Annotated in this window: 10 protein-coding genes; 1 reads left to right on the top strand and 9 read right to left on the bottom strand. The window is 71.8% G+C overall.

The genetic code is table 11. The features are described 5' to 3' along the window. Window positions 1-173: 173 nt before the first annotated feature. The 9 genes from rho to argS form a co-directional block, all read right to left on the bottom strand. Window positions 174-2300, bottom strand: coding sequence for a transcription termination factor Rho (rho, locus tag AB0I89_RS30825; protein ID WP_357133940.1), 2127 nt, complete (start codon window positions 2298-2300; stop codon window positions 174-176). Window positions 2301-2595: 295 nt separating this feature from the next. After that, window positions 2596-3540 (bottom strand): homoserine kinase, encoded by a 945-nt coding sequence (gene thrB, locus AB0I89_RS30820; protein WP_357133937.1) that lies wholly within the window; start codon window positions 3538-3540, stop codon window positions 2596-2598. Between the two features lie 66 nt (window positions 3541-3606). Further along, on the bottom strand, window positions 3607-4851 hold the full coding sequence (locus AB0I89_RS30815; RefSeq protein WP_357133934.1) for an MFS transporter: 1245 nt from the start codon (window positions 4849-4851) through the stop codon (window positions 3607-3609). An 11-nt stretch (window positions 4852-4862) separates the two neighbouring features. Then, on the bottom strand, window positions 4863-5678 hold the full coding sequence (locus tag AB0I89_RS30810; protein ID WP_357133931.1) for a polysaccharide deacetylase family protein: 816 nt from the start codon (window positions 5676-5678) through the stop codon (window positions 4863-4865). A gap of 151 nt (window positions 5679-5829) precedes the next feature. Further along, window positions 5830-9108, bottom strand: coding sequence for an efflux RND transporter permease subunit (locus AB0I89_RS30805; protein ID WP_357133928.1), 3279 nt, complete (start codon window positions 9106-9108; stop codon window positions 5830-5832). A gap of 118 nt (window positions 9109-9226) precedes the next feature. Beyond that, a complete protein-coding gene (thrC, locus tag AB0I89_RS30800) occupies window positions 9227-10276 on the bottom strand; it encodes a threonine synthase (protein ID WP_357133925.1) in 1050 nt (349 codons plus the stop codon). Between the two features lie 134 nt (window positions 10277-10410). Then, complete coding sequence (locus AB0I89_RS30795) at window positions 10411-11721, bottom strand: homoserine dehydrogenase (RefSeq protein ID WP_357134032.1); 1311 nt, start codon at window positions 11719-11721, stop codon at window positions 10411-10413. 8 nt (window positions 11722-11729) lie between these two features. Next, window positions 11730-13115, bottom strand: coding sequence for a diaminopimelate decarboxylase (gene lysA, locus AB0I89_RS30790; protein ID WP_357133922.1), 1386 nt, complete (start codon window positions 13113-13115; stop codon window positions 11730-11732). A gap of 1 nt (window position 13116) precedes the next feature. Further along, window positions 13117-14784, bottom strand: coding sequence for an arginine--tRNA ligase (argS, locus tag AB0I89_RS30785; RefSeq protein WP_357133919.1), 1668 nt, complete (start codon window positions 14782-14784; stop codon window positions 13117-13119). 98 nt (window positions 14785-14882) lie between these two features. On the opposite strand from argS, the gene AB0I89_RS30780 reads away from it, so the two are divergent. Continuing rightward, window positions 14883-15683: a DUF3105 domain-containing protein gene (locus AB0I89_RS30780; protein ID WP_357133916.1), complete on the top strand. Its 801-nt coding sequence runs from the start codon at window positions 14883-14885 to the stop codon at window positions 15681-15683.

The following is a 15683-nucleotide window of genomic DNA, read 5'->3' as shown; positions in this document are numbered from 1 at the left end:
CTCGTCCGGCATCGTCAACACGGGCCTACCTGTCCGCATTCCCGCCGTCCGGGCAGGCATTCGTCCGGGGCCGTCGTGCCCCACCCGGGGTACGCGACGGCGGACGGGCCGGTCATGCCGAAGGGGGTACGGCCGCGGCCGTACCCCCTTCGTCGTCGGTCACCGGTGCGGGATCACTCCCCCGGCGTCGACTTCGCGATCTGCATCAGGAACTCGATGTTGGTGCGGGACTGCTTGAGGCGGTCCAGCAGCAGGTCCATCGCCGCCTGCGAGTCCAGCGAGTGCAGCACCTTGCGGAGCTTGTGGATGATGGCCAGCTCCTCGGGCGCGAGCAGGACCTCTTCCTTACGGGTGCCGGACGGGTTGATATCGATGGCCGGGAAGGTCCGCTTGTCGGCGATCTTCCGGTCCAGCTTCAGCTCCGCGTTACCGGTGCCCTTGAACTCCTCGAAGATGACCGTGTCCGCCATCGAACCGGTCTCCACCAGCGCCGTGGCGATGATGGTCAGGGAGCCGCCGTTCTCGATGTTGCGGGCCGCGCCGAGGAAACGCTTCGGCGGGTAGAGCGCGGTGGAGTCGATACCACCCGACATGATCCGGCCGCTGGCCGGCGCCGCCAGGTTGTACGACCGACCGAGCCGGGTCACCGAGTCGAGCAGCACGACGACGTCGTGCCCCAGCTCGACCAGACGCTTGGCCCGCTCGATGGCCAGCTCCGCCACCGTGGTGTGGTCCTGCGGCGGACGGTCGAACGTGGCCGCGATGACCTCGCCCTTGATCGACCGCTGCATGTCGGTGACCTCTTCGGGCCGCTCGTCGACCAGCACCACCATGAGGTGGCACTCCGGGTTGTTGCGGGTGATCGCGTTGGCGATCGCCTGCAGCACCATCGTCTTACCCGCCTTGGGCGGAGACTGGATGAGCGCCCGCTGGCCCTTGCCGATCGGCATGACCAGGTCGATGACCCGGGTGGTCAGGATGTGCGGCTCGGTCTCCAGCCGCAGGCGCTCCTGCGGGTAGAGCGGCGTGAGCTTGTAGAACTCGGGCCGACGCCGCGCCTCCTCCGGCTCCATCCCGTTGATCGTGTCCAGCCGCATCAGCGGGTTGTACTTGTCCCGCCGCTGGTCGCCGCTGTTGCCGCCCTCGCGGGCCGCCCGCACGGCGCCGGTGATCGCGTCACCGCGACGCAGGCCGTACTTCTTGATCTGGGACATCGAGACGTACACGTCGTTCGGGCCGGCCAGGTAGCCGGTCGTCCGTACGAAGGCGTAGTTGTCGAGCACGTCGATGATGCCGGCCACGGGGACGAGCACCTCGTCCTCGCCGACCTGCGGCTCACGGCCGCCGCCGGTGTCCCCGCCGGTCTCGCCGCGCTCGCCACGACCACGCCGACGGTCCCGGAAGCGGCTGCGCCGGCCACGCCGACCGCCGCCCTCGCCGTCCTCGTCGTCGCTGTCGCGCTCGACGCGCTGACCACGGTCGTTGCGGTCGGCGCGCTCCGAACGGTCGTTGCGGTCGCCCCGATCGTTGCGGTCGTTGCGCTCGCCCCGCTCGGCACGGTCGCTGCGGTCGTTGCGCTCGGCACGCTCACCCCGCTCGGAGCGCTCGCCCCGATCGTTGCGCTCGGCCCGCTCGCCCCGCTCAGCACGGTCGCCCCGCTCAGCACGCTCGCCCCGATCGTTACGGTCGCTCCGCTCGGCACGCTCGCCCCGGTCGTTGCGCTCGGTACGGTCGGCACGGTCGTTGCGCTCGGCACGCTCGCCCCGGTCGGAGCGGTCGTTGCGCTCGACCCGGTCACGGCGGTTCTCGCCACGCTCGGAACGCTCGCCGCTCTCGACCTCGTCGGTGCGCGCCTCGGCGCCACGCGGCTCGGAGGTGCCGACCTCGGAGGTACGGGCCTCCGCGGCAGCGGTCCGGCTGCGCCGCGAACGACTGCGGCTCTCGGTCTCGGTGGCCGGCTCGGCCGGCGCCTGGTCGGTGCTGCGACCCTCGGCCGTCGGGCGGTCCACGGTCTCCCGCACCTCCTCACGCGCCGGAGCGGCCGCCGCGGCGACCTCGGCCCGCGGTCGAGGGGTTCCGGCGGCGTTGCCGCCCTGCCGCTCGGAGATCGCGGCGATCAGCTCACCCTTGCGCATGCGAGCAGTGCCGGAGATGCCGAGCGACGCGGCCAGGCTCTGCAGCTCTGGCAGCAGCATCGCCGACAGACCGGTACCGCTGCGCCGACGACGGGCGGGAGCGGCAGCGGTGGCATCGCCAGCGACGTTGGAAACATCCGACGTCACGTCGGTGGTGTCGCTCAATGGATTCCTTCCCTCGATAAGGCCGGGACTGCCCGGAGTCGGAGCTCAGGTGGCCGGGCGGCCTCGGTTCACCCGCCTCGCAAGGACGCGTCGCGGGAGTCTGTGACACAGCAGCCGGTGGTTTCCCGACCCACCAAACGTCGGTGGGTAGGTCTCGCCGTCTGCGGCGACCTGTGGAAACTGCGGTGCGGCGTGGGCCTTGGCAGGGGTGACGGGCTGACCGCCGAGAGCTTCGGGGGTGCGCCGCCCCGCAGGAGATCGCGTGCTTCGCGGCTGTGCTAGGTCTAGAGCGTAATCAACTCTTCCGACCTGCGGCAACAGGGTCCCGCTCGGCGTGTCCAAGTCTACCCCGGGCGACCCGGGCGCCGCTGACGTCTATCGGTAACTTCCAAATCTGCCAGTCTGTTCCCGCGTCGAAGCCCGCTGGCGGCTCGCCGAGCGCCAGCACGCTCGGCCCGGCCCCGGAGACCACAGCCGCCACACCCGCCTCTCGCAGCGCGCTGACCAGCGACAACGTGCCCGGCATCCCGGCCGCGCGGTAATCCTGGTGCAGCCGGTCGACGGTGGCCGGCATCAGCAGCGCCGGATCCGTGGTGAGCGCGTGCACCAGCAACGCCGCCCGTCCCGCGGTCAACGCGGCGTCGGCGTGGGGCACGGTGGCCGGCAGGGCCGCCCGCGCGGTCGCGGTCAGGCCGCGCTCGGAGGGCACGAAGACAGTGGGTCGTACGGCGTCGGCGACCGGCAGGGACACCGCACGAGCGCCGGCCGTCTCGGTCCAGGCCAGCGTGAAGCCGCCGAGCAGGCACGGCGCGACATTGTCCGGATGGCCCTCGATCTCGGCGGCCAGCCGGAGGAGAGCCGGCTCGTCAAGCCGCTCCACGCCGTCGGCGACCAGGACACGGGCCAGCAGAACCCCGGCCACGATGGCAGCCGACGACGAGCCGAGGCCGCGCGCCTGCGGTATCCGGTTGACGCACTCCACGCTCAGGCCCGTGGGCTGCGCGCCGAGGACGTCGAAGGTGGCACGCATGGCCCGCACCACCAGGTGCTGATCGTCGGCCGGCAGCTCACCGGCACCCTGACCGGTCACCGTCACCTGGACCCCGCCGGACGACACCTCGGCGGCCAGGTCGTCGTAGAGTCCGAGGGCGAGCCCCAGCGCGTCGAAGCCCGGACCGAGGTTGGCACTCGTCGCGGGAACCCGGACCCGGACCGGCCCGGCGGTGAAGTTCGTCGGCACGCGCTCATGCTAGGGCCCGACACCGACGATCCGGCCGCTCGCCCGCACCGTGGGACCGGCCGGGTGTCAGCCGGCGGCGTCGGAGACGGGCTCGGCGGCCGGGTCGGTCAACGAGAGACGCCGGGTGGCGATCCGCCAGCCGACCGCGTACACGACGGTGACCAGCCCGCAGCCGGCCAGCACCACCCGCTCGTCCACCACGTCCACGACCAGGGCCACCGCCAGTTGACTCACCGAGATGGCCAGTGTCGCGAGCATCATGTCGGTGGCGAACACGCGTCCGCGCAGCCGGTCCGGCACCTCACCCTGGAGGGCGAAGTTCGACATCACCCAGTTACTGCCGCCGGCGAAGTGCGCCACGAACACCAACAGCAGCACCAGCGGGAACCAGCGGACGACGGAAGCGCCCACATAGGACAGCCCGTAGAGCGACATGGACAGCGCGAGGCCGGGCAGCAGCCAGGACCGGTTGGTCAACACCCGACGCATCAGGATGGGCCCGACCAACGCCCCCGCGCCGCGTACCGCGAAGAGCAGACCCGCGCCCAGCGAACCAACCCCGTACACGCTGGCGAGCAGCGGAAACACGGTCAGCACCCCGTTGCCCAGGCCGACCGCCGACTTGACCGTCACCAGCGCCAGCACCCGAGGTCGGTGCCCGATGTAGCCGAGCGCCTCGCGGACCGCCGACCAGGTCCGCTGCGCCGGCAACAACGGGTCGCGGGCCACCTGCAACGGCCGGCGGATCCGCGTGGCGAGGCCCGCGGCCAGCGCCAGGCCCGCCGCCGCCACCCAGAAGCAGGCGTACGGGCCGGCGGCCGAGCTGAGCACTCCACCCAGTGAGGCGCCCACCACCGTCATGGTGCCCCAGGCCGAACCGGCCACGGCGTTGCCGGCGGCCAGCTCGTGCGGCTCCAGAACGTTGGGCAGCGCCGCCTGCGCGGCCGGCGAGTAGAACGCCTTGGCGACCGCGACGGCCCCGATCGCCACCAGCGCCAACCAGGCCGTGCCACGGTCACGGACACCGAGCAGCAGCAACACACCGGCCAGCGCGGCCACGTTCGCGACAATCATGATCTTGCGCCGGTCGAACCGGTCGGCGATGGTGCCGGTGTACGGCAGCAGCAGCGCCACGATGCCGGTGTCCACCGCCAGCACCAGGGCGCCCCAGACGCCGCTTCCCGTCAGGTGGGGCAGCAGCACCAGCAGCGGCACCATGACGAACCAGTCGGCCCCGAAGACCACCAGCTCGGCGAGGAAGAGATTGCGGAAGCTCCGATTGCCGGTAAGGACCGAAAGGGTGGACGCCACGGACCGGCACCCTACCCGGTGGGCGTCGGGGCTACACCCGCTCCCAGCAGCGACGAGACGGTGACGAAGGTGTATCCGCGCTCCCGGAGTCCGCGAATCATGTCGGGGAGGCCGCGCAGCGCGACCAGCCGCCGCCGCTGACCGACGTCGTGCCCGAGCAGGATCGTCCCGGGCCGGACGCCGTCCACGATCCGGCGGGCATGACCGGCCGGATCGTCGGGAAACTCCCGCTCCACCATCTGCAACGACCAGAGCACCAGCCGGTAGTTCAACCGGGCGGCCGCGTGCAGCACCGCACCGCCCAGGTGACCGTACGGCGGACGGACCAGGCGGGGGGCCCGGCCCGTCACGTCGGTGATCACGTCGTGGGTGCGACTCAGGTCGTCGTACGCCTCTGCGGCGTCCAACTGGGCGAGGTCCCGGTGCGCCCAGCTGTGATTGCCCACCTCGTGCTCGCCGAGCCGGTCGCGTACGAGGTCGGGGTGCTTACGGACCTGGCTGCCGACCAGGAAGAACGTGGCGGGCACCCGGTGCTGGGCGAGGGTGTCCAGCACCATGGGCGTCCACTGTGGCGCCGGGCCGTCGTCGAAGGTGAGCGCGACCAGCCGCTGGGTGGTCGACCCCGACCAGACGACCGGCAGGACGCCGGCGCCGACGTCCTGCGCCCCGTTGCCGACGGTGGCGCTGGCCGGGCCGCCGGCAAGAGGCAGCCGCCGGTGGGTCAACCAGACGTCCGTGACGCCCGCCCCGGCGGCCGCTCCGGTCACCACCAGGGCGCTTCGGCGCAGCAGGTCGCGCCGGGACCACCCGCGCGCGCCCTCGGTCATCCGCCTGCCCCACTCGTCACCGCCGACATCTACCAGGAGTATGCAAGAAGTGACGCAAGGCTGCGGTCAGGTCGTTCGATCGATGTGGGCACAAAGAGCAGCGCCCCCGACAGGAGATCCTGCCGGGGGCGCTGCCCGCGATGTCGGTCGGCTACTCGGTCGGCTCCGACGGGGGTAGCGGCGACCGGCGGCTGCGGGGCAACCGCAGCACCTCGAACTGGTCCGTGCCGTCCACCAGCGCACCGGACGGCGCGGGGCGCGTCGCCGACGGCTGCGCGCTCTCGGCCGACGCGGCCGGGGCGCCCGTCGGCACCGCCACCTGGTTCGGACCGTCCGGCTCGACGTTCTCCGACCCGCTCGGCACGGCGTCGCCGGAGCGCCGCCGATGACGCCGCTCCCGCAGCGACTCCTTGGTGTGCTCCACCATCGAGTAGAGCGTCGGCACCAGGACCAGCGTCAGCAGCGTCGAGCTGAGCAGGCCACCGATCACCACGACCGCCAGCGGCTGCGAGATGAACCCACCCTCACCGGTCAACCCGAAGGCCATCGGTAGCAGCGCGAAGATCGTCGCGACCGCGGTCATCAGGATCGGTCGCAGCCGACGCCGGCCACCCTCGACCACCGCCTCCTGGACTCCCATGCCCCGCGCCCGGTACTGGTTGATCAGGTCGAGCAGCACGATCGCGTTGGTCACCACGATGCCGACCAGCATCAGCACACCGATCAACGCCGGCACGCCGAGCGGCGTACCGGTGATCAGCAGCAGACCGATCGCGCCGGTGGACGCGAACGGGATGGAGATCAGCAGGATCAACGCCTGGGTGAGGCTGCGGAACGTGGCCACCATGATCAGGAACACGATCGCGATGGCGACGAGCACCGCCAGGCCCAGGTCGCCGAACGCGTCCGACTGGTCGGCGCTGACTCCACCGATGGTGAGGGTCGCTCCCGGGACGTCGATGCCGTCGAGCCGCTTCTGCAGCTCCTTCGTGGTCGCGCCCAGGTTGGACCCGGTCGCCGCGCCGGTCACCGAGACACTGCGCTCACCGTCGATCCGGGTCACCTGCTGCGGCCCCTCGGCCTGCGTGACGTCCGCGATGTCGTCGAGCTTCACCGGCCCGACCGGAAGGGCGCGCAGCTCCTCCACCGAGACCGGAGCGGTCGCGCTCAACCGCAGCACCACGTCCTGCTGACGCCCGTCGAGCGCCACCTGACCCAGCGGAGCGCCACGGAACGCCTGCGACACGAGCTGACCCACGGCGGCCTCGGTGAGGCCGACCCGACCGGCAGCGACCCGGTCGACGGTCACGTCCACCCGCGGCACCCGCGCGGCGAGGCTCGTGGTGACGTCCTCGACGTCCGGGACGTCGTCCATCGCCGTACGGGCCGCCTCGGCGGCGCGGGTCAGCACCTCCGGGTCGCTGGCCTGGACGATCACCTCGAGCTGACTGGTCGACGCGTCCTGGCCACCGCCGAAGCTGACCTCGCCCACGCTGGTGCCGAGCTTGTCGAACTCCCGGCGCAGCTCCTCGCGTACCTGCTTGGCGTCCTTGTCGCCGCCGAGCGCCAATGACCAGCTCGCGACGTTGTTACCGCCGCCACCCGCCCACGGCGTGTCGCCGCCGCCGGCCGTCACCTGGTACGTCTCGACTCCGTCGATCCGGCCGAGGACCGCCTCGACCTGCTTGGCCGCCGCGTCGGTGGCGGCCAGACCGCTGCCCGCCGGCAGCTCCTGCCGGAAGCTGAGCGTGTCCTGGCCGGAGTCGTCCAGGAAGTTCGTCTCCAGCTTCTGCGCCAGCCCGAAGGTGGCGAAGAGCACCAGCAGGCCGAGCCCGACGGTGATCCAGCGGGTCGACCGCTTACGGGTGGCGAAGCCGATCACCGGCAGGTACGCCCGCTGCAACGGGTTGTGCAGCTCCTTCTCCTCCGCGTCACGACGCACCGCCTCGTCGTCGACGGTGCCGCCACGCGGCTTGAGGAACCAGTACGCCAGCACCGGGATCACCGTCAGCGAGACCAGCAGCGAGGCGAGCAGGGCCACCGTCACGGTGATCGCGAACGGCGCGAAGAGCTGCCCCACGAACCCGCCGACCAGCGCGATCGGGGCGAACACCGCGACCGTGGTGAGGGTGGACGCGGTCACCGCGCCGGCCACCTCACGGACGCCGGTGATGATCGCGTGCTGCTTCTCCTCGCCGTACTCCAGATGCCGTTTGATGTTTTCCAGCACGACAATCGAGTCATCCACCACCCGGCCCACCGCGATGGTCAGCGCGCCGAGGGTGAGCAGGTTGAGCGAGTAGTCGCCGATCCAGAGGGCGATCAGCGCCACCAGCACGGAGAGCGGGATGGAGACCGCGGTGACCACGGTCGAGCGCACCGACAGCAGGAAGACCAGGATGACGATGACCGCCATCAGCAGGCCCAGCAGGCCCTCGGTGGTCAACGACTCGATCGACTTCTCCACGAACGGCGCCTGGTCGAACACCACCGTCAGGTCCGCGCCGGAGGCGTCCTTCAGGTCGGCCAGCCGGTCGCGGATCTCGTGGGAGATCGCCACCGCGTTGCCGTCCGGCGAAGCGGTGACGGCGATACCGAGGCTGTCCTTGCCGTTGGTCCGGGTGATCGCGGTGGCCGGGGCGAGCTGCTGCTCGACCGTCGCCACGTCACCGAGGCGCACCGGCGACGCGCCGGGCGCGACGACGATGCCGCGCAGGTCGTCCACGGTGGCGACCGGCGTTCCGACCTGCACGGGCAGGGCCAGACCCCCCGAGGTCACCGCGCCGGCCGGGATGGAGACGCCGTTGGTCTTCAGGGCGGTGCCGATCGCGGTCGGCGCGAGCTTCGCCGCGGCCAGCTTGGCCGGGTCCGGGGTGACCACCACGACGTCGTCGCGGGTGCCGGTCACCTCGACCGTACGAACGCCCTCGATGCCCTCCAGCTCCGGCACCACCGTCGCGCGCAGCTTCTCGGCGAGCGCCCGCTCGTCCGCGCCGCCGGCCGCGGCCAGCACCACCGCCGGCAGGTCGTCGGTGCTGCCCGCGATGACCTGCGGGTCGACGCTGTCCGGCAACTGGGCGTCGATCCGGCTCAGCGCGGTCTGCATCTTGTTGACCACGTCGTCCAGGTCGGTGCCGAACTCGTACTCGACCTGGACGGTGGCCGAACCCTCGCGGGACGTGGAGGTGACCTTGTCCAGCCCCGGAATGCCCTGCAGGGCGTTCTCGATCGGCTCGGTCACCTGCGACTCGACGATCTCGGGTCCGGCGCCGGGGTAGGCGGCCACGATGAACGCGGCCGGGAACTCGAGCGACGGCAGCAGTTGCTGCTTCAGCGACGGCACGGCGAACGCTCCGAACGCCGTGGTCACCACCGCGATGAGGGCGACCAGCCCTCGGTTGGCGAGGCTGAATCTGGCGAGCAGCGACATCGGCCTGGCTCACTCCTGAAAGAGAATGCGGGCGGGGATACCTGAAAGTGTGCCGGACTCGATCACCGGAACCCCCGCCGCCCCCGGCGGCGGCCCACCGCCAGCCGCGCCAGCGCTCTCAGGCGAGGTCGAGGGCCCGGGCCGCGGCCAACGGATCGTTGCCGATGGTCAGCGGGGCGGGCGCGGTGGAGATCGCCCACTCCGGGTCCTTCAGGCCGTGACCGGTCACCGTGCAGACCACCGTCGAACCGGCCGGCACCGCGCCCGCCGCGGCCTGCTGGAGCAGGCCGGCCACGCTGGCCGCGCTGCCCAACTCGACGAACACGCCCACCTCACGGGCGAGCAGCCGGTACGCCGACAGGATCTCCCGGTCGGTCACCGCCGCGATGAGGCCGCCGGAGGCTTCCCGGGCGTCGAGCGCCTTCGTCCAGCTCGCCGGGTTGCCGATCCGGATCGCGGTGGCGATGGTGGACGGCTCCGGCACCACCTGGCCGGTCACGATCGGCGCCGCTCCGGACGCCTGGAAGCCGTACATCTTGGGCGCGCGGGTGGTGACGCCGGCGGCCTGCTCCTCCGAGTACCCCATCCAGTACGCGGAGATGTTTCCGGCGTTGCCGACCGGCAGGCAGTGGATGTCCGGAGCGTCGCCGAGCGCCTCCACGATCTCGAACGCGGCCGTCTTCTGCCCGTGCAGGCGGTCGATGTTGACCGAGTTGACCAGGGCGACCGGGTGATCCTGGGCGAGCTTGGCGGCGAGCGCCAGGCAGTCGTCGAAGTTGCCGCTGACCTGGAGCAGCTTCGCCCCGTGCACCAGCGCCTGGGCCAGCTTGCCCAACGCGATCTTGCCCTGCGGCACCAGCACCGCGCAGGTCAGCCCGGCCCGCGCCGCGTACGCCGCGGCGGAGGCGCTGGTGTTGCCGGTGGAGGCGCAGATGATCGCCTTGTTGCCGGCCTCGACCGCCTTCGACACCGCGAGGGTCATCCCCCGGTCCTTGAAGGAGCCGGTCGGGTTGGCCCCCTCCACCTTCAGGTAGACGTCACAGCCCAGCCGGGCCGAGAGCACGGGCGCCGGCAGCAGCGGGGTGTTCCCCTCGTGCAACGTGACGACCGGCGTGGCCGTGGTGACGGGCAGCCGATCCCGGTACGCCTCGATCAGACCCCGCCACATGTCAATCTCCTCGCTTTACCGCAGCTCCGACCCGAGCACCAGGTCACCCTGGACCACCCTGCCGGAGCCATCGATGGCACACCCCGGGTTACCCACCTGGCGGGACGCCCGAGCCGCCCTGATGGTCCAACGACTCAGGCGCCGCCCTCGACCCGCAGCACGCTCGTCACCGACCGGACGATGTCCAGACCGCGCAGCTCGTCGACGGTCGCGGCGAGCGCGGCGTCCGGCGCCACGTGGGTGACGATGACCAGCTCGGCGTCGCCGTCGCGGCCGGGAGCGCCACCGGCCGAGCCCTGGCGCACGGTCGCGATCGACACGTCGTGCCGGGCGAACACGCTCGCCACGGCGGCCAGCACACCCGAGCGGTCGGCCACGTCGAGGCTGACGTGGTAGCGGGTCAGCGCCTCGCCCATCGGCCGCACCGACAGGTCGGCGTACGCGCTCTCGCTGGCCGCGCGGACCCCGGCGAGCCGGTTGCGGGACACCGCCACCACGTCGCCGAGCACGGCGCTGGCGGTCGGCGCGCCGCCCGCGCCCCGGCCGTAGAACATGAGCTGACCGGCCGCGTCCGCCTCGACGAAGACCGCGTTGAACGCATCGCCGACGCTGGCCAGCGGGTGGCTACGCGGGATCATCGCCGGGTGCACCCGGACGCTGACCGTCTCCTGACCGGCCGCGTCGACGCCCCGGGCCGCGATGCAGAGCAGCTTGATCGTGCAGCCCATCGCCTGGGCGCTGGCCATGTCCGCGGCGGTCACCTCGGTGATGCCCTCGCGGTGCACGTCGGCCGCGCCGACCCGGGTGTGGAACGCCAACGAGGCGAGGATCGCGGCCTTGGCCGCGGCGTCGAAGCCCTCCACGTCGGCGGTGGGGTCGGCCTCGGCGTACCCCAGCTCGGTGGCCTCTTCCAGGGCCTCGGCGAAGCCGGCGCCGGTGGCGTCCATCGCGGACAGGATGAAGTTGGTGGTGCCGTTGACGATGCCGGTGACCCGGTTGATCCGGTCGCCGTGCAGCGACTCGCGCAGCGGGCGCAGCAGCGGGATGGCGCCGGCGACAGACGCCTCGTAGTAGAGGTCCCCGCCACCCTCGGCGGCTGCCTCGTGCAGGGCCACGCCGTCCTCGGCGAGCAGCGCCTTGTTGGCGGTGACCACGCTCTTGCCGGCGCGCAGCGCCTCGACCAGCCAGCTCCGGGCCGGCTCGATCCCGCCGACCACCTCGATGACCACGTCCACGTCGTCGCGTTTGATCAGGCCAAGCGCGTCGGTGGTGAACAGGCTCTCGTCGATCGGCAGGTCACCACGGTCGCGGCCGAGCCGACGGACGGCGACGCCGGCGATCTCCAGTGGAGCGCCGATGCGGGCGGCCAGGTCGGCCGACTGCTCGTGCAGCAGCCGGACCACCTCCTGGCCGACCGTGCCGCAGCCGAGCAGAGCCAAGCGCACAGGTGACGTCATCCCACATCCAATGCCAGCAGGTCCTCTTCGGTCTCCCGCCGGACGATCAGGCGCGCCTGGCCGTCACGTACCGCGACGACCGGCGGCCGGGGCACATGGTTGTAGTTGCTGGCCATGCTCCGGCAGTACGCGCCGGTGCCGGGTACCGCGACAAGATCTCCGGGCTGCACGTCGGCGGGCAGGAATTCATCCTTCACCACGATGTCCCCGGACTCACAGTGCTTTCCCACCACGCGGGCGAGCAACGGCGCCGCGTCCGAGGCGCGCGAGGCCAGCGTCGCGGAGTAGGACGCGTCGTAGAGGGCGGTACGGATGTTGTCGCTCATCCCGCCGTCCACGCTGACGTACGTCCGGATGCCGTCGAGGTCCTTGACCGTGCCGACCTCGTAGAGCGTGAACACGGCCGGCCCGACGATGGCCCGGCCCGGCTCGATCGACAGGTGGGGAACGGCCAGGTTCTCCGCCGCGCACTCCGAGTCGACGATCTTGCGCAGCCGCTTGGCCAGGTCCTGCGGGGTCGCCGGGTCGTCCTGGGTGGTGTACGCGATGCCGAAGCCGCCGCCCAGGTCCAACTCGGGAAGCTCCACCCCCCGGGCGTCGCGGATCTGCGCCTGCAGGGCGAGCACCCGACGGGCCGACACCTCGAAGCCGCTGGCGTCGAAGATCTGCGACCCGATGTGCGAGTGCAGCCCGCGCAGCTCCAGTACGTCCTCGTCGAGGATCTTGAACGCGGCGTTGGCCGCCGCTCCCCCGGCCAGGGAGAAGCCGAACTTCTGGTCCTCGTGGGCGGTCGCGATGAACTCGTGGGTGTGCGCCTCGACGCCCACGGTGACCCGGACCAGCACCCGGGGGCGGACGCCGCGCTCGCGGGCCAGCGCGGTCAGCCGGTCGATCTCGGTAAACGAGTCGACGATGATGCGGCCCACCCCGGCGTCCAGCGCCCGACCCAGCTCGGCGACCGACTTGTTGTTGCCGTGGAAGCCGATCCGCTCCGGCGGCATCCCGGCCGAGAGCGCGGTGGCCAGCTCGCCGCCGGTGCAGACGTCCAGGTGCAGGCCCTCCTCGGCGATCATCCGGACCACCGCCCGGCAGAGGAACGCCTTGCCCGCGTAGTAGACGTCCTCGGTCGGGAAGGCCGCCCGGAAGTCGCGGCAGCGTGAGCGCAGGTCGGCCTCGTCGAGGACGTACACCGGGGTGCCGAACTCGGCCGCGATGTCGCGGACGCTCAGGCCCGCGACGGCGACCGCGCCGTCCGCGCCGCGCGTCACGCTGCGCGGCCACAGCGCCGGCACGAGGGCGTTGACGTCGGCCGGGGTACGCAGCCAGGCCGGCCCCTGGTTGCTGATGTCCGCGTGCAGCGCACCAGCCTCGTGAGCCCGCATGTCACATCCTCTCGGGGGCGGAGACGCCGAGCAGGCGCAGACCGTTGGCGATCACCGTGCGGGTGGCGTTGTTGAGCCAGAGCCGGGCGCGGTGCAGGTCGGTGACCTCCTCGTCGCCCAACGGCAGCACCCGGCAGTTGTCGTAGAACCGGTGGTAGGAGGCGGCGACGCTCTCCTCCAGGTAGCGGGCCACCCGGTGCGGCTCGCGCAGCTCGGCGGCCGTGGCCACCACCGCCGGGAACTCGGCGAGCGCCTTGAGCAGCTCGTTCTCCTTCTCGTGCTCGAGCAGCTCGGGGCGGAACGCGTCGGCGTCGCCCGGAACCAGGCCCACCTCGGCGGCGTTGCGGGCCACGCCCGCCGTCCGCGCGGCCACGTACTGCACGTAGTAGACCGGGTTGTCGCGGGTCGCCCGCGTCCACAGCTCGATGTCGATGTCGATCGGCGAGTCGCTGGAGTAACGGGCCAACGCGTACCGGGAGGCGTCCACGCCGATCGCCTCGACCAGGTCCTCCAGGGTGATCACCGTGCCGGCCCGCTTGCTCATTCGCATCGGGGCGCCGTCGCGCAGCAGGTTGACCAGCTGCCCGATGAGGATCTCCAGGTTGCGCTCCGGGTCGTCGCCGAAGCAGGCGGACATCGCCTTCATCCGGCCGATGTAGCCGTGGTGGTCGGCGCCCAGCATGATCACGACCCGCTCGAAGCCGCGCTCCCGCTTGTCCAGGTAGTAGGCGCAGTCCGCGGCGAAGTACGTCCACTCGCCGTTGGACTTGCGCAGCACCCGGTCCTTGTCGTCACCGAAGTCGGTGGTCCGCAGCCAGGTCGCGCCCTCGGACTCGTACAGGTGGCCCTGCTCGCGCAGCCGCGCCAGCGCGAGGTCCAGCTCGCCCCGATCGTGCAGGTCCTTCTCGTTGAAGTAGGTGTCGAACTCCACGCCGAAGTCCCGCAGCGACGAGCGGATCTCGTCGAACATCAACGCGACACCCTCGACGCGGAACACCTCCTGGGCGGCGGCGTCGTCCAGGCCGAGCACGTCGGGCCGGCGGGCCTGCACCTCGGTCGCGATCTCCGCGATGTACGCGCCGCCGTAGCCGTCCTCCGGCACGGCCTCGCCCTTCGCGGTGGCCAGCAGCGACCGGGCGAAGCGGTCGATCTGCGAACCGGCGTCGTTGAAGTAGTACTCCGTGCCGACCTCGGCGCCGGTGGCCCGCAGCAGCCGGCTCAGCGCGTCGCCGACGGCCGCCCAGCGGACGCCCCCGATGTGCACGGGACCGGTGGGGTTGGCCGACACGAACTCCAGGTTGATCTTCTCGCCCGCGAGGCGGTCGCTGCGGCCGTACTCCGCGCCGGCCTCGACGATCACCCGGGCGAGCTGGCCGGCGGCGGCGGCGTCCAGCCGGATATTGAGAAAGCCCGGCCCGGCGATCTCCACCGACTTGACCCCGGGCGCCCGACCCAGCTCGTCGGCGAGGGCGCTGGCCAGCTCACGCGGCGGGACGCCCACCTTCTTGCTCAACTGCAGAGCGAGCGTGGAGGCGTAGTCGCCGTGCTCGGGGTTGCGCGGTCGCTCCACCACCGTGCGCTCCGGCAGCGCGGCGTGATCCAGGCCACGGTCGGTGAAGACGGCGTGGGCGGCGGTGAGGACGACCGAGGCGAGTTCTGCAGGAGTCACCCAACCATGTTATCGGGGGTAGACTCGGGCACTCGGCGGCTACCCTGCGCGTCAACCGGCCCGCCATCTCCCCTGACCGACCGACTTGACGAGGCACGATGAGCATCAGCACCCCGGGTGGCCCAGAGCGCCGCCCGACCGTGGTCAGCACCGGCAAGAAGCCGGCCGCAGGCCGGCCGGCGCCTGGCGCCAAGGCCGGTTCCGGCAAGCCGACGGGCTCCCCCCGGGCCGGTGGCAAGGGCCCGCGCAAGCCGGTCGCACCGGTCAAGGTGAGCCAGGGCCGGGCGTGGGGTCCGATCGCGCTCTTCGTCGCCGTGGGCGTTCTCGCGGCCGGCATCATCGGCTACGGCGCCTGGGCCGCGGTCCAGGGCTCCAAGCCGTGGGACAAGCGGGCCAACGCCATCGACGGCATCACCAACATCCGCAAGTCCGACCCGGAGAGCCTCAAGTACGAGGCGCACAAGGCCGGCCCGCTGACCTACAAGTACTCGCCGCCCGTGGGTGGCGTGCACAACGCGGCCTGGCAGAACTGCATGGGCGACGTGTACGACGCCCCGATCGCCAGCGAGCACGCCGTGCACAGCCTCGAGCACGGCGCGGTGTGGATCACGTACCGCCCGGACCTGCCCAAGGACCAGGTCGACAAGCTCGCCGGCAAGGTGCGTGGCGTCGAGAAGATGCTGATGAGCCCGTACGAGGGCCTGGACAAGCCGATCTCGCTCCAGGCGTGGGGCTACCAGCTCAAGGTCGACAACGCCGATGACAAGCGGATCGACGACTTCATCAAGGACCTGCGGGTGAACGCCTCGGTCGAGGGCCCCACGGCGCTCTGCAACCAGGGCGTCACCGCCACCGGCACCACCCCGCGTGAGCTCCAGCAGCAGCCGCCCACCCAGTAA

Origin of the sequence: Micromonospora sp. NPDC049801 (assembly GCF_040656575.1) — a bacterium.
Classification (GTDB): domain Bacteria; phylum Actinomycetota; class Actinomycetes; order Mycobacteriales; family Micromonosporaceae; genus Micromonospora.
Note: the sequence above shows the minus strand (reverse complement) of the source record. Positions and strands in the feature narration are given on the sequence as shown.